Consider the following 23,858-nt stretch of genomic DNA (forward strand, 5'->3'; position numbering starts at 1 on the left):
AATTACTTATCGTTGAAATATTGAGAAATGATCGATTTAAATGCTTCAGCTTCCCTGGAATTACGGTTTATATTCCTGTTTTTTAAAGACTGATTAAGAACCACATAGGCATCATCAAGTGACTGGCAGACGGAAATTTCGTCTAGAAGATTTGCGAACTCTTCGATATCATAATCGAAAATCACTTCGATAATTTTTGTCATCTCCTTATGTTCCAGCAGCTCCGCAATATCCATTCTCTGTTTTTCACCGTTATCGGTTTCTTCCGATCCGGAATTATCTTCATCATTTACGGAATCGCTCTCAGAAGCTTCAAGAATAGATTCGAGCATGCTTTCATTTTCATCTTCTGTTGGTGATTCCGGTTCAGGTTGTTCAGGCTGATTTTCATGATCATCAATATTGGTCTCCAGTTGATCTGACTCCTCTTCGTCTTCTATTAAATTAAGCTGCTCAGCGTTTTCAATTTCTTCCTCAATTTCAGAGGATTCTTCTTCTACTAGATTCTCCTGAATCAGATCAGCTTCGGGGAGTTCATCCTGCTCTTCCTCCTTAGCTTCAGAATCGGGTTGTCTGTTAATATTTACAATTTCCTCCAGGGCTGAATAATCCTCTTCAATTTCCTCCGGGGTATCAGGTTCGTTTAGAACTTCATCCGACTCTTCAACCGGTTCAATCTGCAAGTCTTTATCAATTCTTATTCTAAGCTTTGCCGGTTTATTTATTTCATCCTTTTCTTCAACTTCTTCCCCGGAGGTATAGTCCGGGAGAGTATCGGATTCAGGAACAGTTTCTTGCCGGATTGTCTCTTCTTCACTCACCGGTTCGGCCATACTTACAGGCTGGAATTCTTCCTTGATCTCCTCTTCACCCTGAAGCGGTTCTTCAGTGGTGACGGTCTCGAATCTTTCGATCATTACGCCGTCAAAAGTTTTCTGAAGATCAGAAATAGTTATTTTCTGTGCATTGTCCGTGCCGAAGGCATTATGGAGTTTATCAAGATGATTATTAAGTTCTTTTTCCTCGAGAAATTTTTCGATCGCTATAAAAGGAATTTTATTCTTCTGGATCTCTCCGATATTAAAAAAGTCCGACATCGATTTTGCAGCATTGGATAAAATGGATGTAAGCGAAGTCTCTATCCCGATTTTATCTACTTTATCGAGGAGCTCTTTAAACTCATCGGAATTCATTGATATTATTTTTTTTGAATTGATATAGGAGATCAGAATTTTTTTAAGGTACTGATAATAGTAGATATAATTGAGTATCTGTTTTATCTCAAGAGTTGTCTTATGGTCACCTTCGTCATAAACAAATTTGGCTAAAGTCCATTTCGGTCGGATAAGGTAATTAATTGTAAACGAGGAGGCATGAAGGATCAGCTTGGAAATATATTCCAAGGAGAATCTCTTTGTTTTCTTTACTTCCTCACCGATGGCAATAAAATGATTTGATATCTTTTCGCCGGAATAATCGAATACGGAGTTCTTCAGAAGAGTCTGACGGTCTTCGAATACAAGAAAATCGATCTCCGCGGAGATATAATTAGAAATAGCCGGATGAAGATCGATCGATGCGAGCTGTTCAAATGTGAAATAAGGCCCTAAACGGTTTACCTTATTCAGGTTAAAATCATAAATGAATTTTATTTCACGTTCGAACATGAAATCCTTTTATTCCTATTTTCTACAGCAAAGATAGCCCTATTATGGCACAAAGTCACAAAGGTACTAAGCGATAATACCAAAATGGAATAAAAAAATCCCGACAATATTTGCCGGGATTCCAATACCGAGATTTGAAGGTCTTTATCAACCTTCAAGATAAAATCCTAACGTCACGCTTCAACATTTTCCGACTTAAGCTTTGCGTTAAAGTAATCTCTGTTAAGTCGGGCAATATTCCGGACTGAGATTCCTTTCGGGCATTCAGCTTCGCACGCATAAGTGTTTGTGCAGCTTCCGAATCCGAGTTCATCCATCTTCTTAACCATAGCCTGAACGCGCTGATAGCGTTCCGGCTGACCTTGAGGAAGCACAGCGAACTGAGAAACTTTGGCAGAGACAAACAGCATAGCAGAAGCGTTCTTACAAGCCGCAACGCAGGCGCCGCATCCGATACACGCAGCGGCATCAGTAGCGGTTTCGATAGCATCTTTGGGGATCAGAATTGCATTGGCATCAGGAACGCCGCCTGTATCAACAGAAATAAAACCGCCGGCCTGAATTATTTTTTCGAATGAAGTTCTGTCAACGATCAGATCCTTGATTACAGGAAACGCTTTAGCGCGCCACGGTTCAATCCAGATTGTATCCCCGTCTTTAAAGTGCCTCATATGGAGCTGGCAGGTTGTAATCTTATCAAGAGGACCATGCGGCCTTCCGTTAATTACGAGACTGCAAGCGCCGCATATTCCCTCCCGGCAGTCATGTTCAAATGCTACAGGATTTTTTCCATTTGCTTCAAGCTCTTCGTTTAAAATATCGAGCATTTCGAGGAAAGAACTATCGGGTGATATATTTTTAACGTTGAAGGTTTCAAATCCTCCAACAGTTTTAGCGTTCGCCTGACGCCAAATTTTCAGAGTTAGATTCATATTTCCGCTCATTTGTAACTCCTTACTGTTGGTTTCAGATACTCAAATTCAAGTTTTTCTTTATGAAGTTTCCATTTTCCGGGTTCAGCAAATTCCCAGGCGGCAACGTAAGCATATTTTTCGTCATCGCGTTTTGCTTCACCGTCTTCATATTGAAACTCCTCACGGAAATGTCCGCCGCAGGATTCTTTGCGGTCGAGTGCGTCAACAGCCATCAGTTCACCTAATTCGAGGAAATCCGCTACTCTACCGGCACGTTCAAGAGCCTGATTCAAATCTTCGGCCGAGCCGGGAACGTTTACGTTTTTCCAGAACTCATCCCTTAAATCCCTTATCTCCTTAATTGCCTCTTTCAGACCTTTTTCATTACGCGCCATTCCGACTTTATTCCACATTATCCTGCCGAGCTGACGGTGAATATCGTCTGTTGTTCTTTTACCTTTTATGGAAAGAAGTTTCTTAGTCATTTCATCAACAGCATCTTTTTCTTTCTGGAATTCCGGATGATCGGTTTTAACGGCCGAAAATTTTGTACCTGCAAGATAGTCGCCGATTGTATACGGGATTACAAAGTAACCGTCCGCGAGGCCCTGCATAAGAGCGCTAGCGCCCAAACGGTTAGCACCGTGATCGGAGAAGTTGGCTTCGCCAAGAACATATAAGCCGGGAATGTTACTCATGAGATTATAATCTACCCAGAGACCGCCCATTGTATAGTGAGGAGCGGGATAGATTCTCATCGGAACCTCCCATGGATTCTCCGCGGTTATCAGTTCATACATTTCGAAAAGGTTTCCGTACCGTTCTGCAATTACTTTTTTACCGAGGCGTTTAATTGCATCGGCGAAGTCGAGATAAACCGCCTGACCAGTATCACCGGCACCTTTGCCGGCGTCGCAGGCTTCTTTAGCCGCGCGTGATGAGATATCGCGTGGAGCCAGATTTCCGTAAGTAGGATATTTTCTTTCGAGTATATAATCTCTTTCAGTTTCCGGGATGTCACCGGGTTTTCTCTTATCACCCGGTTTTAAGGGAACCCAAACTCTTCCGTCATTACGTAAGCTTTCGCTCATCAATGTTAGTTTGGATTGCTGCTCGCCATGTAATGGTAAACAAGTTGGGTGAATCTGTGTAAAACAGGGATTAGCAAACAACGCACCTTTTCTATGTGCACGCCAGACTGCAGTTGTGTTACAATTCATCGCGTTTGTTGAGAGAAAGAAGACTCTCGAATATCCGCCCGTTGCAAGACATACAGCATGAGCGGCATAACTTTCAATTTCACCGGTAACTAAGTTTCTTGCTACAACACCGCGCGCAGCTCCGTCGATCACTACAAGTCCAAGCATTTCCCGTCGTGTATACTGTTTTATTTTTCCTAATCCAACCTGGCGCGATAAAGCGCTGTAGGCACCGAGCAGAAGCTGCTGTCCGGTAATACTTCTGGAATAAAATGTTCTTGAAACCAATGCACCGCCGAATGAACGGTTATCGAGGTGCCCGCCGTATTCTCTTGCAAACGGAACGCCCTGTGCAACGCATTGATCAATAATATTATTACTTACTTCCGCCAGCCTGTAGACGTTTCCTTCGCGGGCTCTGTAGTCTCCTCCCTTAAGAGTATCGTAGAAAAGACGTTTGATACTATCACCGTCATTCGGATAATTCTTAGCGGCATTAATACCTCCCTGGGCGGCGATACTGTGTGCGCGGCGCGGAGAATCGTGGTATGTAAGAACCGTAACATTATATCCTAATTCAGCCATCGAAGCAGCGGCAGAAGCACCGGCTAATCCTGTTCCGACTACAATTATGTCGTACTTACGCTTATTAGCGGGATTAACCAGCTTCATATTGAATTTATGGTTGGTCCATTTTTCTTCGATTGATCCTTTCGGAATTTTTGCGTCTAATTTAGTCATAGGTTACCTCCGAAAAATAAAAAGTAGATTGGGATAGAGGCAAAACCGATTACCATTACAAGAGTGTATATGAATCCGAGTTTTTCAATAATCGGGAAATATTTTTTATTGTTCCATCCGAACGTCTGAAAAGCACTCTGGAATCCATGATTTAAATGGAATCCTAAAAGTATCATTGCAGCGACATAAAGTATTGAATAGAAAGGATCACTGAATGCCTCCGCAACTATCTGGTAATATTTATGTTCGTCGGCAAGCGGATGGCCCAGGTTAAAAGAAACCCAGAATGTTCTTAGGTGAACAACAAGAAAGATGAATATGATGGAACCTGTAACAAACATTGTTCTGGAAAAGAGGTCCGAATTAGCCGATGCGGCATTAACTTTATACCCAACAGGGCGTGCCTTCTTATTTTCGTACCAGAGCCTCACACCGTTAAAGATGTGAAGAATAAAAATCAGAACCAGTACTAATTCAATTATCCTAACGAGCGGTTTGATTGTTTCAAGATTTTTAACGACTGTATCGAATAACTCAGGTCCGCCGTACAAAGTAAGATTATTAATGAGGTGAATGATGAGGAAAAGGAGGAGGCAGATTCCGGTTACAGCCATTACAAATTTTTTACCGATCGAGGAGTTTAATGCTCTAAAAATCCAGCCCATTAAAATTCTCCTATGTTAATTAATTCTGTTTGGTGATTTTGGATTTGAATCTGATGATGAAAAAAATTGGTGAATGAGTACACTATGATTTATCAGTTAGTTATTATCTGAAGGACAAGATAAGTCATTAATGTATTTTTTTCAAAGAGTAAAATTGAATTAAGGAATTAATTTGCTGTTCCGAATTTTCTTTTCTATTTTTTGTCCAAGTTCTTAAACAATTGTCGGTGTCCGTTTTTTGGACTTAATAGGGAAACCGGTTAAAATCCGGTGCTGCCCCGCAACTGTAATTCCGACCCCGATTAATTCGGGGTAAAAGTTTTCAATCAATTATGTCACTGTCCCTCCAATTCGGGATGGGAAGACGGTTGAAGACCGGAAGAGCCAGGAGACCTGCCGGTAATAAATAAATAACAGCCACCTACGGCTGCCTTCGCGGGTAAGGTTTTGCATGAGAAATTCTATTTCAATCACTTCTTATCAATTGTTAACCCACGAAGTTACATCTTTAAATCCGGTTACGGTTTATCCGTACCTTAATCCAAGGAGTAACTTCCATGTTAAAAAAAATTATTGTAACACTAACTCTCTTTTCAATTCCCGTTTCGGCACAGAACGATACGCTAAAAACTATTCTCCGGGATGTGGTAATCTCGGCCAACCGGACTGAGACACCATATTATACCATAGCAAGTTCTGTATCCGTAATTACAGCCGAAGAAATTTCGAGGAAGAATTATTACTCGATAGTAGATCTTCTCCGAGAAATTCCGGGATTAAGCATTGTACAGCAGGGCGGGCCCGGGAAATTATCGAATGTTTTTATGCGCGGTGCAAATTCCAACCATACACTTGTACTTCTTGACGGAATTGAAATGAACGATCCCTCCTCTCCGAACAATGCGTTCGATTTCTCCTCGCTGTCAATCTATGATATTGACCGCATTGAAATTGTAAGAGGCCCTCAGAGTACATTGTACGGTTCCGACGCGATTGCCGGTGTTGTAAATATTTATTCTAAAACCGGTAAAAGCAGCCGTCATTATAATCTTCAGACTGAAGGAGGTTCGAATAATTTTTTTAGAGCCGGCCTCAGCACTTCCGGGCAGTTGGGTCTAGTGGATTATTTTTTTGCATTTAACAGACTTGCCGGTGACGGAATTTCCGCGAGCAATTCAAAGTACGGCAACAGTGAAAAGGACGGATTTTTGATTAGTAATTTTTCTGCAGGGATCGGATTCAATCTTCATGAAAGCGGAAAAATTGATCTTCTCTATAAATTCAATAAACACAATAGCGACCTCGATCAGAGCGAGAAACTCGGCGATGATCCGAATTTCAACTACAGGACGGAAGAAAAGATTCTAAAAATCGGATACAGTCTTAATTCTTTTAACGAAAAATGGGAGAAGCAGTTCAGCGCTTCTGTTATCCGCCGCTACAGTAACGCATTCGACGGTTTCGATAATCTTCATCCATTACAATACTCCGACAGTTACAACCGTTCCGAAAGGATAAAGTTAGGCTGGCAGAACAATTTCAGGTTCCTGGAGAATCACCTCATCTCAATCGGGATTGAAGCCGAGAAAGAGAAAGCAAATACAAGTTATATAAGCGAAAGCATGTGGGGTCCATACTCAAGTATATTTCCGGAAAAGTCCGTCACTACAACCGGAATTTATTTTCAGGACCAGGTAAATCTTTTCAACACATTATTCGCGTCAATCGGATTACGAATAGATAAGCACCAGAGATTCGGAAATCAAACTACCTACCGTTTTGCCCCGGCATATTATATTGAAGAAATAGGAATGAAATTAAAATTCACTTACGGTACAGGATTCAAAGCCCCCTCTCTCTATTATCTTTATGATCCGATGTTCGGAAATCCGGACCTTAAACCGGAAAAGAGCAGAGGATTAGATCTCGGTTTCGAAAAATATTTTAATAATGATAGAATTGTAGTCGGTATAACTTACTTCGATTTACTGATTGACAATCTGTTCGGCTTCGATTCAAACTTTAGAACAATAAACATAGCCAGAGCATCATCAAAAGGATTTGAATTCAATTTTGAATTGAGAAACAGCGGAGATTTTTCTGCCGCAGCGAATTATACTTTTACAGAAACCAGAGATCTTTTTGAGGGGAGCCAGGATTTTAACAAACAGTTGTTAAGACGGCCCAAACATCAGCTCTCGGTCAATTTAAATTACCGGTTGAATGAGAAGTTTAATCTGAATTCAACTTTCCGGTATTCCGGGCAAAGAGATGATAAAGATTTTTCAGGATTCCTTTCCAGGCGAATAACAATGCCGGATTATTTTCTGGTAAATCTCGCAGCATCTTACAGGATTACGGATTTTCTGATAATTACGGGAAAACTGGAGAATTTATTAGACAAGGAATACGAAGAGGTTTTATACTACGGTACACCGGGCAGGACTTTCTATTTGGGACTTAATTTTAATTTATAGATGTGAAAAAGGAATCGGGGCGGAGATAAATTCGTCCCGATCCTTAGACAGAAATTTATTTTTTAAGATCCTCTATTTCCCGGCGTGTAAGTTCTCTAACATCTCCTGACTTCATCCCATCAATAGTCAGATTTTTTATTCTTACCCTGACAAGCCTGAGAGTAGGGTGTCCGACAGCGGCGGTCATTTTCCTTACCTGCCTGTTTCTTCCTTCAGTAATAACAAGGCTAATCCATGTATCGGGTATATTTTTCCGCACCCTGATCGGCGGTACACGTGGTTCAAAACCAGGATTGTCAATCATTCCAGCCCTGGCCGGTAAAGTCTTTTTCCCTTCAATAACAACACCGTTTTCAAGTTTTAGAAGAGTTTTCCCGTCTGGAATTCCTTCCACCTGAACAAAATATTCTTTTTCATGCCGGTTCTTTGGATTAAGAAGGTAGTCGGTCAGCATTTTATCATTAGTAAGTATCAGAAGGCCTTCGCTGTCCATATCGAGCCGGCCTACCGGATAAACATTCTCGGGGAAATTATATACCGATTTAATTGTCTTTCTGCCTTCTGGATCGGTAAACTGGGACAATACCCCGTACGGTTTATAGATGATAAAATATTTCTTAGGCAATAATATAGAACCAGCACTCATAAGGTTTTCTCTTGACCAGAAAAGAGCGGATTAGTTACATGCTTGTAAAAATGAAAACCGTATTGGAAGGGATTTCAAATTCGAAACCTTTTCCAAGATCTGCCGTAAAAGATTCTGAATGTACCGGGAATCCTCTCGCATCGGTTTTCATTTCTTTTTCATTAAAAACAAATTTCTTCAGATTATATTCTTTTTCTTCATCTACTCTCAAAAATATTTTAAGGGGAGCCGGATTAATATTAACAATTGAGAAAGACCATTCAGTCTTACCGTTTTTAATAATTCTGGATCCTAAAGCTCTAACATTAATTGATCTCGAACGGATTTTAAATATATCTGATCCCGCGGGGAAATATCTGGTCAGCAAAGACCATGTGTAAAACCAGGGCCTCAGCTTCATTCCGTTCTTTTTATCCGTCCACATTCCCCATTTAAAATCGGGGTGACTGTTGTCATCGAGCATCCAGGCGAGAACGGCATGAGCACCGGAATGGACCGCCTGAATAGCGAAATCAGTCATGAATACTCCGTAATAGTAAGCATCTATCTGTGTGCTAATAGCGGCAGACTGACCGTCGCGCATACCGGCTTCGGTGACAAAGAAGAGTTTTTGCGGGGATTTCATATCGAGAGATCTTGCATAATTCCAGAGCTGGGTTAAATCGGTCTGGACACTTCCGAGAGCAGTCCGGTCTTTCCAAGCATACATATGTACGTCATACACATCAAAAATATATCTTGCTTCGTCAACTGTGTTGTAAAACCATTCATTGTCGTTACTCTGCCCCGGCCCTATGATTTTAATTTTTTTATCAAGCTCTTTATCTTTAAATATCTGGAATAAATTTTCAGCACCGTTGCGCCATCTTTCAAAGTTGCCTACTTCATAATTCGGTTCGTTAACAAGTCCGAAATATTTTATGCAGGAGAACCCTTTAGTATTGACCAAGTAGTCGAGATAGGTTCCAATAACTTCGGCGTAGAGCGGGTTATCCATTTTCTCAATTCCATCAACAGCCAGCCAATCAACTTCAATTCCCCAATCAGATAAGACAACATCGATATTGTTTTTCTGACAGAATTCGAGATGGCGGTAAAGAAGCTCCATATCCCTGTTATTCCAATCGTAGCCGAGGGATTGGCTGAAGCACCACCTTGTCTGCATCATAATTCTGACGACAGGCATTCGCATCCATTTAATTCTTTCTGCGATCAGTTCAAAATCCTCTTGAGTAACTCCATTTAGATCGTAAGCTCTTGAATCCCACTCGGCACCGAAACCGACAAAATTTTTAACAGGTTGACTCGGATAACTGATTATGAGATTTATCCGGTCATCGGATTGAGCGAAAGTATTGAATGCAAATAGCAGCAGAGATAGTACTATTGATTTCCGGATCATATGTAGGCCAGATTTAATTGAAAGAAAAATTAACGAATGGTATTTAGCATTAAGCGGAAAATAAATCAAGAGGTTGTGCCTGATCGCTTGACTGGCTTCGGAACCTTGGAAGTGTAAAACGGAAGGAAGAACCGGCACCAGGAGTACTTTCCACCCAGATGCTTCCTCCGTGCCTTTCAACCATTTCTTTACAAAGAGTTAAACCGAGCCCTGTTCCCTGTTCGTTTGCAGTTCCACGTGTACTGTACTGAATTCCGATCGAAAATATCTTGCCGATATCCTCCTGAGAAATACCGATACCATTATCAATAACATTTACCACATAAAAATTTCCGGCAAGTGAAGCGCGCACTTTAACATATCCGTCCTGCCTTGTAAATTTAACGGCATTACTAAGAAGATTATGAAGGACCGACCGGAGCATATTAGGATCCGCAAATACATGGCAATCGATCGCGACCTCATTATGGACAGATATATTTTTATTGGATGAATTAATAAGCAATAGATTTTTCACCGCTTCAACTTCATCACGAAGAACAATCTTCTCGGGCATAAAATCGATCCTGTGTGTTTGAAGTCTAGACCACTCCAGAACATTAATTAATAGGTTATAAATGTGGAGCGAGGTATTACGAATCTCTTTAATTATATTCTTTCTCTGTTCATCACTCATCGAATCAAAATCCTCAGTGATCATTTCCGTAAATCCGAGTAATCCCTGAAAAGGGCTTTTAAGGTCGTGTGATATTATAGAGAAGAATTTATCTTTCGCAAGATTCATTTCCTTCAGCTGTTCGGTTTGCTCCATCAATCTTTCTTCGGCTTCCTTACGCATTTTGATTTCTTCGATCAGATTAGCGTTAATTTTAATTAATTCGTGAGTTCTCAAACCGACCTGCTCTTCAAGCTCTTTCCTTTTGCGCTTTACTACTATAAAACAGATATGGATAATGAAATAGACCAGCGCAACAATTGATGCACCTATAAATATTTTGAACCAGATTGAATTAAACACCTGATACGTGGTTAAAGTATTAGAGAAAGCAGGAATAGAACTGACATTAACAGATACCTGGTTCAACCGGACAGAATTGAAGTTTGCATTACAAGAAGCAGGATCAATTTGTTTAAATGGATGAATTCCATTAGCAACGGTTGCTGAATGAAGAGTTAGAAAAAGCCAGAGTAATCCCTGCGGGATGAGGACAGGAGTTCTTCTCCGAATTTTAGTTGCCGGAAATAATTTCATTAACTGAACGCTTTTATTGCCTTTGGATGTTCAAAATTCATACCGGGCGATAACAATGCGAAAAGTAAAATATGGAAGTGAAAATCAAGTAAAAGAGACAGGTAAAGTCTACATCGCACTATTTGAATTCCCCTCAATAATAAATCCTTTTATAATTGAATATAAGTAAATGAGTTTATTCGTTATAAAAAGATTATTTCTTTTTTTCAACTGCTTTTAACAGGATCTGAATTAACCGGGACGATTCAACCGGTTTTGTAAGAAAATCGTCGACGCCGGCAGAAATAGCATTCTCCCGATCCTGAGGAAATGCATGTGCAGTTAAACAGATCACCGGAATATTTTTAAAGTCATTGTCGTTCTTAATTTCTCTTGTAAGCTGCAGCCCGTCCTTAATCCCTTTAAGTGAAATATCCATCAGAATAATGTCGAACTTGTATTTTCTCAGCAGTTTATAAAATGTGTCATCATTATCGCAAACCTGAACATCAAAATAAGTCGCGAACATTTTCTTATAAATGTTCTGTGTGTTTTTATCGTCTTCTACCAGTAATAATTTTTTGTTCATATTAGCAATCTGTCAATCCAATTAATAATAGACACCCTGTAAAATACACGGAATTAATTTGCCAAAAAAAACAGTTAGTTGCTAACTTAAATTTTTTTTAATTGTGATTTTAATTACAAAGCTTAAAAAACCGGAGATTACTTTATTTTTTGATGCCACGAAGAAAATTTATCAATTACGAGCTGGGGGGCATATGTGTACCAGGCATAACCGGTTCTCCTTTCCCTTTCCACCTCAGCCATGGAATAGACTTTAATTCCGTCGCGGTTACAGAAGAGAGATTGGTGAGTTTCAAGTTCATTAAAGCGGGGCCAGATCGGGGGAGCTTCTTGATCATTTATAACAATTCTATCAACGCTCGTAGAGTGATATTTATAATCAGCTGGTTGTGCGTTAACTGTTTCGACTCTTATACCATAAATCCGGCTCTTTTCAAACCAGTTGACAGCAGATTTTACCGCGTTAATAATTTTCTGGTCGGGATTCTCGATGCTCATAAGGAATTCAACTATCTCCGCACTTTCCATATTACAGATTGCATCCAGTTCATAAGTTCTGGCTCCGCGCGGTTCAAATGTGATATTATCATGCTGCTGACACCAGACGGACAGTTCCCTGCCCTCATTAATTTGACAATTGATAATACAATCAATTCCCTTCCTGTAAGAATTAATCACTCTTTGTTTAATTTCCAAACTAAGAAACTTATAAACCGGATTATCTTCTACGATATTTTTCAGGAATTTCATTATACCGATCATTGCGCCGTCGTTAAAAGTAATGTACTTCTGATATCCGGTTGTATCCGGGAAACACTGAGGCCAGCCACCATTAGAATATTGAGAAGCTAGGATAAACTCCAATCCTTTTAAAAATCCATTTTTATATTTTTCCTTACCAGTAACATGAAAAACTTTTGCAAGGTATTCTGTTTGATTATAAGTGGCTCCGTTATCGAAGGTAGTATTTAGACCGGATTTATGTCTTTTCAAAATATCTTTCTGCTGGTCGGTAAGGATAATAGTCATATCATAGTTTTTCGGCCAGCCGCCGTTCTCTTTCTGGAACAGAAGCATATTATCGGCAATTTTTTCAATTTGATCCCTGCTATAACGGGGCTGATCTATTACCGGGCTTATAATTTTCTCCGAATCGTTTATATCATACCAGTGATGCTCGCTATCATAAAAGCCGGACATTTCAAAGAAATCATAATCCGAGTTAATCTGTTGAGTGCATGAGGCAATAACTGTCAGTAAAAAAAGAAAGGATATTTTAAACAATACCAGTTTCAATTTATTCAACGGGATATTTTTTTATTACAAGGTATTTTAATTCCGTATCGCCTATATTTTTAATTCCATGTTCAACATCCGGCGGGCAGTAGAGACTCGTCATTGGCCCTACATTTTTTGTCTGACCGGCGAGGAAAAACTCAGCCTCACCTTCCAGTATAAAAAAGAATTCGTCTTCAGGATGCGAGTGCGGAGGATGAGTTGCCGAACGCGGAGCTACAACACTCAGTTTTAGTGTTCTTCCGTCTATGAAATCTTTACCGGCAAACCAGTACTGATATCCGACTTTTGTAGGAACCGTTTTTTCTTTATCCAAAGTGTTAACGCAATTATCAATTGTAAATTCCTTTTTAGACGGGGATTTTCCGGTCTGTGAGTTAACACTGAAAACGAATCCTGAAACAAGCAGTAGTATTACTATTTGACGCAGTATGTTTTTCACCGGCCCATCCATCCGCCATCGACGGTAATTACAGTTCCATTAAGATAGTTTGAAGCATCCGAGCAGAGAAAGACAACGGTACCCATAAGGTCTTCAGGAGTTCCCCATCGTCCGGCCGGAATCCGGTCGAGAATTGCTTTATTTCTTACCGGATCCTCACGTAACGGTTTTGTATTATCTGTTGCAATATAACCGGGTGCAATTGCATTTACTGTTACACCTTTAGAAGCCCACTCGTTTGCGAACGCCATGGTAAGCTGTTTAACTCCGCCTTTGGAAGCGGCGTAACCGGGGACAAGAATTCCACCCTGGAATGAAAGTAAAGAAGCAATGAAGACAACTTTACCGTAACCGCGTTCAACCATATCCTTACCAAACTCCCTGGTAAGAACAAATTGAGAAGTTAAATTTATTTCAATCACTTTATCCCAGTAATCATCCGGATGTTCTGCTATCGGTTTACGAAGGATAGTGCCGGCATTGTTAACAAGAATATCGACTTTCTTAAAATCCGATTTAACATTTTTAATAAATTTATAAAGGTCTTCCCGATCCGCAAAGTCAGATACGTACGATTTGAACTTCCTTCCGGTTCCTGCAATAAGTTTCTCGGTTTCTGAGAAGTCGCTCTCATAAGAAACAGTAACTATATCGGCACCGGCCTGAGCAAGTGCAAGAGCATAGCTCTGTCCTATACCTCTGTTTCCTCCTGTAACAAGCGCAGTTCTGCCATCGAGTTTAAATTTGTTCAGTACCATTTCATCTCCGCCTTATTTTAATTGATCCATCGGAATCCAGTCCATATCATCGAATACCTGGTTTTCGCCGCCCATAGCCCAAATGAAAGAATAGTTTTGAGATCCGCAACCGGCATGCATGGACCAGCTTGTTGAAAGAACCGCCTGCTCATTTCTGATAATGATGTGTCTGGTTTCCGCAGGCTCACCTAATAAATGAACAACAAGAGAATCCGGCTTCATATTGAAATACATATAGACTTCCGACCTTCTCTGATGCGTATGAGCCGGCATTGTATTCCAAACGTTTCCTTCATCCAATTCAGTAAGTCCCATTACCAGCTGACAGGTAGGCATTGTTCCAGGATGAATATACTGGTAGATAGTCCTTTTATTAGCAGTTACCTGATCCCCGAGTTTTCTTGGAGTCGATTCGCTGAACTTGATATGTTTTGAAGGATAATCCTTATGAGCCGGATAACTAACAAAATAAAATTTTGCCGGTTTCGATGGGGACGCGCTTTCAAATTCAATATTTTTTGAACCTCTTCCGATATAGAGTCCGTCTCTGTTATCCATCCTGTATTTTTTGCCGTCAATTGCAATTGAGCCGGGACCGCCGATGTTAATGACACCAATTTCCCGCCTCTCCGCAAAATAATCCGCTGCCATTTCTTTTTTAGTGGCAGTTAATTTCAATTTTTTACCGGATGGGACAGCGCTGCCAGTGATTGAGCGGTCGACATCTGAATAGATCATCGGAATTTTATTTTTTTCGAAAAGATTTTCTATATGAAACGATTTTCTCAATTCGTCCGTACTGAATTTACTGAATCCAATTTTGTCCGGTGAATATCTTACTTCCATTCTAACCTCTATTTATTAAAACCATTTTTTAATTTTTTCGGCGACGTGAGAAGCGGTAAATCCGAATTTTTCCGCCAGAGTTTTATAAGGACCTGAAGCGCCGTAACTTTCCATTCCAATTGTAAGAAGTCTTTGTCTGAATGTATCGCCCCATCCAGTCATTGTAGCTGCTTCAATTACAACAACAGGAACATCCGGCGGGAACAATTTTTCTTTATACTGTACATTTTGTTTATTAAATACTTCACGCGAAGGAATTGAAACAATTCTGACAGAAAGATCTGAGAGAAGTTTCTTTGCTTCCGAGGCAACCGGTACTTCCGAACCGCTTGCGGCAATAATAAGGTCGGGCTTTCCTGATTTTTCTTTCGAGACAATATAAGCTCCCATTAAAATCTGATCTGGATTGAAATCCGGGTCTCTATCGAAAGCTTCAATTTTCTGACGTGAAAGTATTAACGAAACCGGTCCGTCCTTATGCTTCAGTGCGTATGACCATGCAACAGCTGTTTCGATTCCATCAGCAGGTCTGAATACAGTTGAATTAGGAATCGATCTTAATGCTGCAAGTTGTTCAACCGGCTGGTGAGTAGGGCCATCCTCGCCGACAAAGATGCTGTCATGTGTAAAGACATAGATTACCGGAATTTTCATAATTGCAGCGAGACGGATAGTGGGGCGCATATAATCGCTGAAAACAAAGAATGTAGCACCAAACGGCCTGAATCCGCCGTATAAAGCTATTCCGTTGAGGATAGCGCCCATTCCATGTTCACGGATTCCGAAATGGAAGTTGCGTCCTTCAAACTTTCTCGGAGCCACTGCATCGTATTTTGTCATTAATGTATTTGTTGACGGGGCCAGATCGGCAGAACCGCCAATAAAATTCGGTACGAGTTCAGCAATTTTTTGAATTACCCTGCTTGACAAAGACCGTGAAGCATTGGGTTCTTTTGGAACCGCAGCAATCAATTCGTCCTGAAGATTCGGCGGCAAATAATTGTTCAGATATTTTTCAAAGAGGTCAGCTTTTCCTGAATCGGATTTTTTCCAATCTTCATAATTTTTCTGCCAGTCCGAATAGATTTCTTTCAGCTGCTTCCTGCGTGAATTAAACAATTCGGAAACGGCATCGGGGACATAAAATTCCTTATCAAGAGGCCAGTTAAGATTTTTCTTAGTCGCAACAAGCTCATCATTTCCAAGAGGAGCCCCGTGGACATCATGGGTGTCGACTTTATTGGGGCTTCCGAAACCAATCTTCGATTTAGTAATAATTAGTGACGGCCGGTTCTTTTCTTTTTGAGCGGAAAGGATTGCATTTCTAATTTGATCATGGTCGTATGCATCCGATCTAAGAACCTGCCAGCCGTAACTTTCAAAGCGTTTGCCAACATCCTCGCTGAACGTAAGATCAGTATGTCCTTCGATTGTAATTCCGTTATCATCATAGAAATAAATAATGTTTCCTAGTTTCAGGTGTCCGGCTATTGATGCTGCTTCGGAGCTTACACCTTCCATCAAATCACCATCCCCGCAAATAGCATATATATAATTATCCCCAAAGAGATTTTCGCCGAAGCGGGCTGAGAACATTTTAGATGCAATTGCCATTCCTATACCATTTCCGAAGCCCTGTCCGAGAGGTCCGGTTGTTGTTTCAACTCCGGGAAGATGACCGTATTCAGGATGGCCTGCTGTCCTGCTTCCCCACTGACGGAAAGATTTCAAATCCTCAATAGTACAGTCGTAACCGCTGAGATGAAGGAGTGAATAGATAAGCATTGAACCGTGACCAGCAGATAAAACGAAACGGTCCCGGTTAATCCATTTCGGATCATCGGGATTATGCTTTAAAAATTCAGTCCAGAGCACCACAGCAACATCGGCCATACCCATAGGCATTCCCGGGTGCCCGCTGTTGGCTTTTTGAACACCTTCAGCAGCTAAAATTCTGATTGTATTTGCGGCAAGATTAAGCAGTTCACTGTTTGGCATTATTCGTCCGTAAAATTGTTATCCAAAATTAAACATTATAAGTTGAGGATGCAGTAGTACCGCCTCTTCCGGTCCAGTTAGTATGGAAAAATTCACCGCGCGGTTTATCAATCCTTTCATAGGTATGCGCACCGAAATAGTCGCGCTGTGCTTGTAAAAGGTTAGCAGGTAATCTTCCATTTCTGAACCCATCAAAATAGTTTAAGGCAGTTGAAAATGCCGGGATCCAGATTCCGTTTGTAACAGCAGCAGCAACAACTCTCCTCCAGGATTTCTGTGACGATTCAATCTTCTCTTTAAAGAATGGATCGAGGAGAAGATTAGTTAGTTCCGGGTTCTTATCGAAAGCTTCTTTTATCTTTCCGAGGAAAACGGAACGGATAATACATCCACCTCTCCACATCAAGGCGATACCTCCATTATTCAGATTCCAGCCGAATTCTTTTGCAGCATATCTCATCAAAACATAACCCTGTGCATATGAGACAATTTTTGACGCGTAGAGAGCTTTCTTAAGATCCTCAATAAATTCCTTTTTATTTCCGTCAAATTTCGGAACCGGGCCGCTCAAAACTTTAGAAGCTTCAACCCTCTCATCTTTCATAGAAGAAAGAGTTCTTCCGTATACGGCTTCGCCGATCAAAGTAAGAGGGGCGCCGACATCAAGAGAAGCCAAAACCGTCCATTTACCGGTTCCCTTCTGTCCTGCCGTATCGAGAATTTTTTCAACCAGCGGCGACCCGTCTTCATCTTTAAATGCGAGGATATCACGTGTAATCTCAATAAGGTAGCTGTCCAGTTCACCTGAATTCCATTCTTTAAAGACATTATACATTTCATCATGAGTCAATCCGAGAAGGTCTTTCATAATCTGATAAGCTTCGCAGATCAGCTGCATATCCCCGTATTCAATTCCGTTATGAACCATTTTAACGAAGTGACCGGCTCCGTTTTCGCCTACCCAATCGCAGCAGGGTGAACCGTCTTCAACTTTTGCAGAGATAGATTGAAAGATCGGTTTAACGAATGGCCAGGCCGCAGCAGATCCGCCAGGCATAATAGATGGGCCTTTAAGAGCGCCTTCTTCGCCGCCGGATACTCCTGTGCCGATATAAAGGAAACCTTTGTCCTCTACATATTTAGTTCTTCTAACAGTATCCGGAAAGTGCGAATTACCTCCGTCAATTATAATATCACCTTTATCGAGATGCGGAAGTAGGAGTTCGATAAAATCATCAACGGGTTTGCCGGCTTTGACCATAAGCATAATTTTTCTGGGGGATTTTAGCGATGCGACTAATTCTTCAATTGAACCTGTTCCAATGATCTTTTTACCTTTGCCTCTTCCATTAACAAAATTATTTACTTTATCGACTGTCCTGTTATAAACTGCAACAGTAAATCCGTGATTTTCCATATTGAGTACAAGATTCTCACCCATTACGGCAAGGCCAACTAAGCCGATGTCAGCTTTTGATTCTGCATTCTGCATTTACATACTCCTAATTTATTCAGTTATTAAATCGATCCTTGTAAGCCCACAGGCCGAGAGCAGGATTAGAGATATAGAATATCTCCTCGCCTCCTGGCAAAATATTAAAACCGTCTTTTAATTTTTTGGGGTCATATTGCTTAAGCATAGTATTCAATTCAGCATAATTAAAATTGACGCTTTCGATTTCCTCCTTAGTTAAATTTCCGGGGCAATAAGTAATCGAGAAGCGGTTTTCCGATGAACCGTGAATAAGATGAGCCGCTGCACTAAGATTATTTTTCAGTTCATCATTATCTTCAACAAACTTAAGAATTTCGGGTGTAGTCCTGTATCCGTATTTCCTTATCAATCGGTCAATCTCTTTATCTTCGCCGAATTCTTTAAGACCCGGAGCTAAAACAATCAACTCTCCATTATCCTCAATTGCCATTCTGGTCCGGTAGATACTTTTATTCCCGAGCCAGGTACTTTTAAATTCATGCGGATCGAGATAGACTACAACTTTGTTGAGCGGTTTTTCCAGCATAACGAAATTAACTTTAAGAGAAAGTTCGGATGCCAACTTGAAACATTCGTAATCGTCTCCTATAAACAATCCTTTAATAACAAGCTCACCTTTTTCATTTTTATCAACCACAGTAAGTATATAGATAACCGGGAGATGCTTGGCAAAGTTATCCGAAGCATAATTCAGAACTTGTCTAACCGGATTATCAGCTCTGCCCATAATTCTTTCCATCCCGTAAACAGCGCCGAGGAAATGACTTTTGTTAATACCCTCGCGTCCTCCGGTTCCGACAAAAATATTTTTATTATAATTTGCCATTCCGATTACTTCGTGAGGGACAACCTGTCCCACCGAAATTATAAGGTCGTGACCACCTTCCACAAGAAGTTTATTAACCTGGGCCGGCCAGGAATAATTCAACATTCCTTCCGAAACTTCATTTACAAAACCTGCGGGTACTTCACCAAGTGTATGAAGATCCTCTCGCCAGTTATGGTATCTAAATAATGGGAGGGGAAGATCCTCGTACATTGTAAGGATTTCCTGATCGGTCATCTTAGCATGCGTACCGAGAGCCGGGAGGATATCTGTAAGCGATTCCTTATAGTAATCATAAATATGGCGTGTAATAATTCCGGCCTGCGAGTGAAAGCGCGTAAAATCAGGTGGAACGGCAAGCACTCTTTGTCTTATTCCAAGTTTCGAAAGAGAAGAATAAACCGCTTCCCGAATTTCAGATTCCGATAAAGAAAATTTTTCGTGACCTTTTGCAAATAGTAACATAAAGATTTTCTAATTTATCTTTGAATTCTTGCCGAGCCGCCTTTAGCAAATGCTTTAACTTCTTCGACAGTTGCCATAGTAGTATCACCGGGATATGTTGTAAGCAATGCACCGTGTGCCCAACCGAGTTTAACAGACTCCTCGGGCGATTCATTGTTAAGCAGACCGTAAATAAATCCCGCTGCGAAACCATCGCCGCCTCCTACACGATCATAAACATCGAGTTCCGCTGTCGGTGCGGTATAAGTTTTTCCGTTAACCCATGCAACCGCGCTCCAACTATGACGGTTGGTAGAGTGAACTTCTCGCAAAGTTGTTGCTACTATTTTAACCTGAGGATATTTCTTCACCACACTATCGATCATTCCGAAGAAAGTGGACGGGTCAAGTTTCGATTTAGCTGCAACTTCCGGTCCCGGTATTCCAAGTCCTTTCTGAAGGTCCTCTTCGTTTCCGACAAGCACATCGACATGCTGCACGATCTGATCAATTACTTCAGCGGCTTTATGATCACCGCCCCAGATATTCCAGAGTTTAGCGCGGAAGTTGAGGTCGAAGCTTGTAACGGCTCCGGCTTCTTTAGCAGCCTTCATCCCTTCAATAATAACCTGTCCTGTAGTTTCCGATAATGAAGAAAATATTCCGCCGCTATGAAACCACTTAACGCCGCCGGAAAAAATCTCTTTCCAGTTAAAGTCGCCCGGTTTAAGAAGGGCTGCAGCTTCATTAGACCTATTATAAAACACAACGGGTGCACGTACGCCAAGACCCCTATCGCTGAAAACAGTAGCCATATTAGGACCATTAACGCCGTTATGCTTGAATTTTTTATAGAAAGGTTTTACGCCCATTGCTTTAACACGTTCGGCAATCAGATCGCCGATTGGATATTCGACCATAGCAGTAGCAATTCCGGTATTGAGTTTAAAGCAATCAGCCAGATTAGCAGCAACGTTAAACTCTCCGCCGCTTACATGTATTTTACATTCGGTTGCTTTTCTAAACGGAACAATTCCAGTATCGAGGCGATGAACAAGAGCCCCTAAGGAGATAAAATCCATTGATGCATTGTTGTTGATTTTTAATCGATCGATCGATGACATAATAAATTCCTCTTTTAAATTATAATTTTAAAACGGTTAGGATTTATACACCCGAATACGCACTGAACCCGCCATCCACCGGGAGTACAATACCGGTTACGAATTTCGAAATTTCCGAAGCGAGGAAGAGAAGCGCACCCGATACTTCTTCAGGTTCGCCGAATCTATCCATCGGAGTATTAGAAATAATTTTATTCCCGCGGGGCGTCAGCTTACCCGTCTTCTCATCAGTCAGAAGGAACCTGTTCTGATTAGTAAGAAAGAAACCCGGTGCAATTGCATTAACCCTGACATTAACTTTCGCAAAATGGACCGCGAGCCACTGCGTCAAATTGTTAATTGACGCTTTAGCGGCTGAATAAGCTGGAATTTTTGTAAGAGGTCTGTATGAATTCATTGAGGAAATATTAATTACAGATCCACCTCTTACCAGCATATCCTCGGCAAAGACCATAGTGGGAAGGACAGTTCCTAAAAAGTTGAGGTCGAACACGCTTCTGAATCCTTCGAGGTCCAATCCAAAAAACGATTTAGAGAGATCCTGAATATTATCCTCAGTAATAAATTCATTTGCAGTAGTTGCGCCGGGGGCGTTCCCGCCCGCACCGTTAATAAGGATATCAACTTTGCCCAGGATCTGATTAATCTCGGCTTTGGCTTTAATCAGACTTTCCTTATCAAGGACATTTGCAACAACGCAAAGTACAGGAGCCCCGCTTTTTTTTGCGAGACCCTGTGCGCAATCGTCACATCTTCCCTGTTTGTAATCCATAATTGCTACCTTAGCGCCGGCTGCAAGCATAGTCTGAGCGAAGATATTACCGAACACGCCGCATCCCCCGGTTACAACACATACTTTTCCTTTTATATCATCAAATGAAACTTTCATTTCCTAATCCTTATTTTTTTATCACTTTATTAATAGACTCCATAATTATTCTGGCGTTTTCCGTAAGCTTGTTATAATTCTCTTTCTCAATAGCCTCTTTATCAAGAAGAGCGGAGCCAACACCTACTGCACATGCGCCTGCTCTAAGCCAGTCACCCGCATTAGTCAATGTTACACCGCCGGTCGGCATCAATCTGAGGTGAGGCATGGGAGCCAGAATTCCTTTAAAGAAATCGATACCCAGAACATCTGCCGGAAAAACTTTGATAATATCCGCGCCTGCTTCATATGCCGTTTGAATTTCCGTCGGCGTAAAACAACCCGGCATAGCCGGAATATCGTACTTATGTGCCATCTCGATAATTTCTTTTTTAAAGATTGGACTTACGACGTATCTGGCTCCTGCTTTAATAGCATCTTCCGCGATTGAAGGGTTTAAGACTGATCCAACACCAACAATTATATTTTTGTCAAGTTCATTGGTCATCTGTTCAATTAGTTTAATTGCATTCGGTACGGTTAAAGTAACTTCAGCAACCGAGATCCCTCCTTCATTTAGAAACTCGATTACCTTTTTCAGTTTAGCCGGTTCTTTAATTCTAAGGACAGCAACCGCTTTCCTCCCTAATATTTCATCAACTATTTGATCTTTTTTCATATTAATTGAACGGGTCTAAATGTTTTTTGAAATGTTTGACTAAAAATCTGTAATGAGTCTCTTCATTGTCAACAAGGCAGTTGAGTATTTTATCTTTAAAGAGATAATTACCCGACTGATCTTTATCAGTAAGGACCCTGCCGAATGTTACATGGAGTACCTGGCGCGCATCGTTAGAATCGAACAGATCGATCAATTGATTATCATTCATCATATTACCGGCCGGTACTTTTTGAATATCCGCAGATACATGATAAGTCTTTTTTTCATTTTCATAAAGACCTCTTGAAAAATCGAGTATTTCCCTGAAGAGGTCCGGATTTTCAGCGGCAACCACTTTCAAAGCTTCGAGATAACTGGTGCCGGCTGTCTTGACGTGTGTGTATGCCTCTTTGAGAGAGCCGATTACTTTATATACAGAGAATTTATCGCTGCCCGAATGAAGACTAATTTTATAGCTTCCAAAATATTTAGTAATTGCAAGATGCTTTCTGTATTCAGCTTTAAACAGGTTAAGGTCACCCTTGTAATCAATTCCCTTTTCAAAATCCCCGATAAACCTCGGTGCAAGGCTAATAAAACTAACACCGAGCCGGTTCAATTCATTTACAAAGAAGAAGTGTTCAAAAGGACTTGTTACAGACTCTGTCTCATCGACGGAGACTTCAACTTCAAAATTTTCACGACTTGTTTTAGAGTCGATATAATCGAACATTTTTTTTATATGGGCAATTGCTTTACCGTATTTTGAATACGCGCGGAGAAAATCAATCGGAGTAACTTGGATTGTGAAATCATCGGAGATTCTGAATACTTTGCCTGAATACCTTTTTTCTGCAGAGGGGAATGAATCTTTAAGTTCGTTCCAAGGCAGGTTTGAAGCTGTTTTCAGTAATGTTTCCTCGTCGTAATTATCGGATTTATTATCGACGTGTTCACTCGGATCGAAAGTGAACATAGTAAAACCTGCATTCAGCATTAGATCGATGTCGTCGGTAGTTTTAAGATGATCGGCATCAGATCCGAAACCATTCCTGTATCCTTCCTGAAACACAGCCCAGACAGCAGCATCCATAACCATTGCAGGTTTTCTGTTGGTTCTGGATAACTCACGAATCGATTGCTGCGCCAGGACAGGTTGAAAATCACTTCCTTCAAGCGACCGGATATGTCCGGCATTTGCCAATCCTAATCGATCACCAAATCCGAAAGAATTGTTAAGACCGAGAACTTTAGGAATTGTGAAGGTAAAAAGGGACTGAAGCAATTTCCTATTTGAAGTATTATGATACGACCGTTTAATTTCGAGAGCCGGATTATCAGTGCTGATGTTTTCTCCTTCAAACAATTTTGTATAAGAATCACTTTCCGAAACAACATATAGAAATTTTACATTCCCTTCTTTTCCGATGAAGAAGAGAGAACCATTCAACTCGATAACAGATTTCGGATAAATCGCGGTTTGTACTAACGGCGATAAGTTTATTAATACCAGTGAATTCTGATCACGATTTAACTTCTCGAGTATTTTTTTCAGTTCATTATAGGTCAT

General features: G+C 40.8%; 20 protein-coding genes and 1 riboswitch. Of the genes, 1 reads left to right on the forward strand and 19 read right to left on the reverse strand.

The genetic code is table 11. The annotated features are described in order from the left end of the window. Nucleotides 1-2: 2 nt before the first annotated feature. The 4 genes from PLZ15_01005 to PLZ15_01020 form a co-directional block, all read right to left on the reverse strand. Nucleotides 3-1,667 (reverse strand): hypothetical protein, encoded by a 1,665-nt coding sequence (locus PLZ15_01005; protein HOI28306.1) that lies wholly within the window; start codon nucleotides 1,665-1,667, stop codon nucleotides 3-5. 173 nt (nucleotides 1,668-1,840) lie between these two features. Next, on the reverse strand, nucleotides 1,841-2,611 hold the full coding sequence (locus PLZ15_01010; protein ID HOI28307.1) for a succinate dehydrogenase/fumarate reductase iron-sulfur subunit: 771 nt from the start codon (nucleotides 2,609-2,611) through the stop codon (nucleotides 1,841-1,843). Beyond that, entirely contained in the window at nucleotides 2,608-4,521 is a 1,914-nt protein-coding gene (locus PLZ15_01015; protein HOI28308.1) for a fumarate reductase/succinate dehydrogenase flavoprotein subunit, read from the reverse strand. The genes PLZ15_01010 and PLZ15_01015 overlap by 4 nt, the downstream gene beginning before the upstream one ends. Beyond that, nucleotides 4,518-5,186: a succinate dehydrogenase cytochrome b subunit gene (locus PLZ15_01020; protein ID HOI28309.1), complete on the reverse strand. Its 669-nt coding sequence runs from the start codon at nucleotides 5,184-5,186 to the stop codon at nucleotides 4,518-4,520. The genes PLZ15_01015 and PLZ15_01020 overlap by 4 nt, the downstream gene beginning before the upstream one ends. Nucleotides 5,187-5,394: 208 nt before the next feature. Beyond that, a riboswitch (cobalamin riboswitch) is annotated at nucleotides 5,395-5,602 on the forward strand. Between the two features lie 141 nt (nucleotides 5,603-5,743). Here PLZ15_01020 and PLZ15_01025 point away from each other — a divergent pair. After that, nucleotides 5,744-7,663: a TonB-dependent receptor gene (locus PLZ15_01025; protein ID HOI28310.1), complete on the forward strand. Its 1,920-nt coding sequence runs from the start codon at nucleotides 5,744-5,746 to the stop codon at nucleotides 7,661-7,663. Between the two features lie 55 nt (nucleotides 7,664-7,718). On the opposite strand, the gene PLZ15_01030 is transcribed toward PLZ15_01025, so the two are convergent. The 15 genes from PLZ15_01030 to PLZ15_01100 all read right to left on the reverse strand — a co-directional run bounded on the left by PLZ15_01030 (nucleotide 7,719) and on the right by PLZ15_01100 (nucleotide 23,858). Further along, entirely contained in the window at nucleotides 7,719-8,309 is a 591-nt protein-coding gene (locus PLZ15_01030) for a pseudouridine synthase (GenBank protein HOI28311.1), read from the reverse strand. A 34-nt stretch (nucleotides 8,310-8,343) separates the two neighbouring features. Continuing rightward, nucleotides 8,344-9,711 carry a hypothetical protein gene (locus PLZ15_01035; protein HOI28312.1) on the reverse strand — a complete coding sequence of 456 codons (1,368 nt, stop codon included), beginning with the start codon at nucleotides 9,709-9,711 and terminating at the stop codon, nucleotides 8,344-8,346. A gap of 49 nt (nucleotides 9,712-9,760) precedes the next feature. Beyond that, nucleotides 9,761-10,963 (reverse strand): HAMP domain-containing sensor histidine kinase, encoded by a 1,203-nt coding sequence (locus PLZ15_01040; GenBank protein HOI28313.1) that lies wholly within the window; start codon nucleotides 10,961-10,963, stop codon nucleotides 9,761-9,763. A gap of 193 nt (nucleotides 10,964-11,156) precedes the next feature. Continuing rightward, nucleotides 11,157-11,531, reverse strand: a complete 375-nt coding sequence (locus tag PLZ15_01045) for a response regulator (GenBank protein HOI28314.1) — start codon at nucleotides 11,529-11,531, stop codon at nucleotides 11,157-11,159. 137 nt (nucleotides 11,532-11,668) lie between these two features. Then, entirely contained in the window at nucleotides 11,669-12,730 is a 1,062-nt protein-coding gene (gene pelA, locus PLZ15_01050) for a pectate lyase (protein ID HOI28315.1), read from the reverse strand. A 97-nt stretch (nucleotides 12,731-12,827) separates the two neighbouring features. Beyond that, nucleotides 12,828-13,268 carry a cupin domain-containing protein gene (locus PLZ15_01055; GenBank protein ID HOI28316.1) on the reverse strand — a complete coding sequence of 147 codons (441 nt, stop codon included), beginning with the start codon at nucleotides 13,266-13,268 and terminating at the stop codon, nucleotides 12,828-12,830. Continuing rightward, nucleotides 13,265-14,026, reverse strand: coding sequence for an SDR family oxidoreductase (locus PLZ15_01060; protein HOI28317.1), 762 nt, complete (start codon nucleotides 14,024-14,026; stop codon nucleotides 13,265-13,267). Before PLZ15_01060 ends, PLZ15_01055 begins: the two co-directional genes overlap by 4 nt. Nucleotides 14,027-14,038: 12 nt before the next feature. Further along, entirely contained in the window at nucleotides 14,039-14,872 is an 834-nt protein-coding gene (kduI, locus tag PLZ15_01065) for a 5-dehydro-4-deoxy-D-glucuronate isomerase (GenBank protein HOI28318.1), read from the reverse strand. 15 nt (nucleotides 14,873-14,887) lie between these two features. Beyond that, on the reverse strand, nucleotides 14,888-16,870 hold the full coding sequence (tkt, locus tag PLZ15_01070) for a transketolase (GenBank protein HOI28319.1): 1,983 nt from the start codon (nucleotides 16,868-16,870) through the stop codon (nucleotides 14,888-14,890). Nucleotides 16,871-16,898: 28 nt separating this feature from the next. Next, the gene (gnd, locus tag PLZ15_01075; protein HOI28320.1) at nucleotides 16,899-18,362 is read right to left on the reverse strand and encodes a decarboxylating NADP(+)-dependent phosphogluconate dehydrogenase; all 1,464 of its coding nucleotides are present in this window, start codon (nucleotides 18,360-18,362) and stop codon (nucleotides 16,899-16,901) included. A 19-nt stretch (nucleotides 18,363-18,381) separates the two neighbouring features. Then, nucleotides 18,382-19,656, reverse strand: coding sequence for a lactate racemase domain-containing protein (locus PLZ15_01080; GenBank protein HOI28321.1), 1,275 nt, complete (start codon nucleotides 19,654-19,656; stop codon nucleotides 18,382-18,384). Nucleotides 19,657-19,670: 14 nt separating this feature from the next. Then, entirely contained in the window at nucleotides 19,671-20,759 is a 1,089-nt protein-coding gene (locus PLZ15_01085) for a sugar kinase (GenBank protein HOI28322.1), read from the reverse strand. Between the two features lie 43 nt (nucleotides 20,760-20,802). After that, on the reverse strand, nucleotides 20,803-21,648 hold the full coding sequence (locus PLZ15_01090; protein ID HOI28323.1) for an SDR family oxidoreductase: 846 nt from the start codon (nucleotides 21,646-21,648) through the stop codon (nucleotides 20,803-20,805). 10 nt (nucleotides 21,649-21,658) lie between these two features. Next, nucleotides 21,659-22,306 (reverse strand): bifunctional 4-hydroxy-2-oxoglutarate aldolase/2-dehydro-3-deoxy-phosphogluconate aldolase, encoded by a 648-nt coding sequence (locus PLZ15_01095; GenBank protein HOI28324.1) that lies wholly within the window; start codon nucleotides 22,304-22,306, stop codon nucleotides 21,659-21,661. Between the two features lies 1 nt (nucleotide 22,307). Next, a complete protein-coding gene (locus tag PLZ15_01100; GenBank protein HOI28325.1) occupies nucleotides 22,308-23,858 on the reverse strand; it encodes a tagaturonate epimerase family protein in 1,551 nt (516 codons plus the stop codon).

Source organism: Melioribacteraceae bacterium (assembly GCA_035362835.1).
Taxonomy (GTDB): domain Bacteria; phylum Bacteroidota; class Ignavibacteria; order Ignavibacteriales; family Melioribacteraceae; genus DSXH01.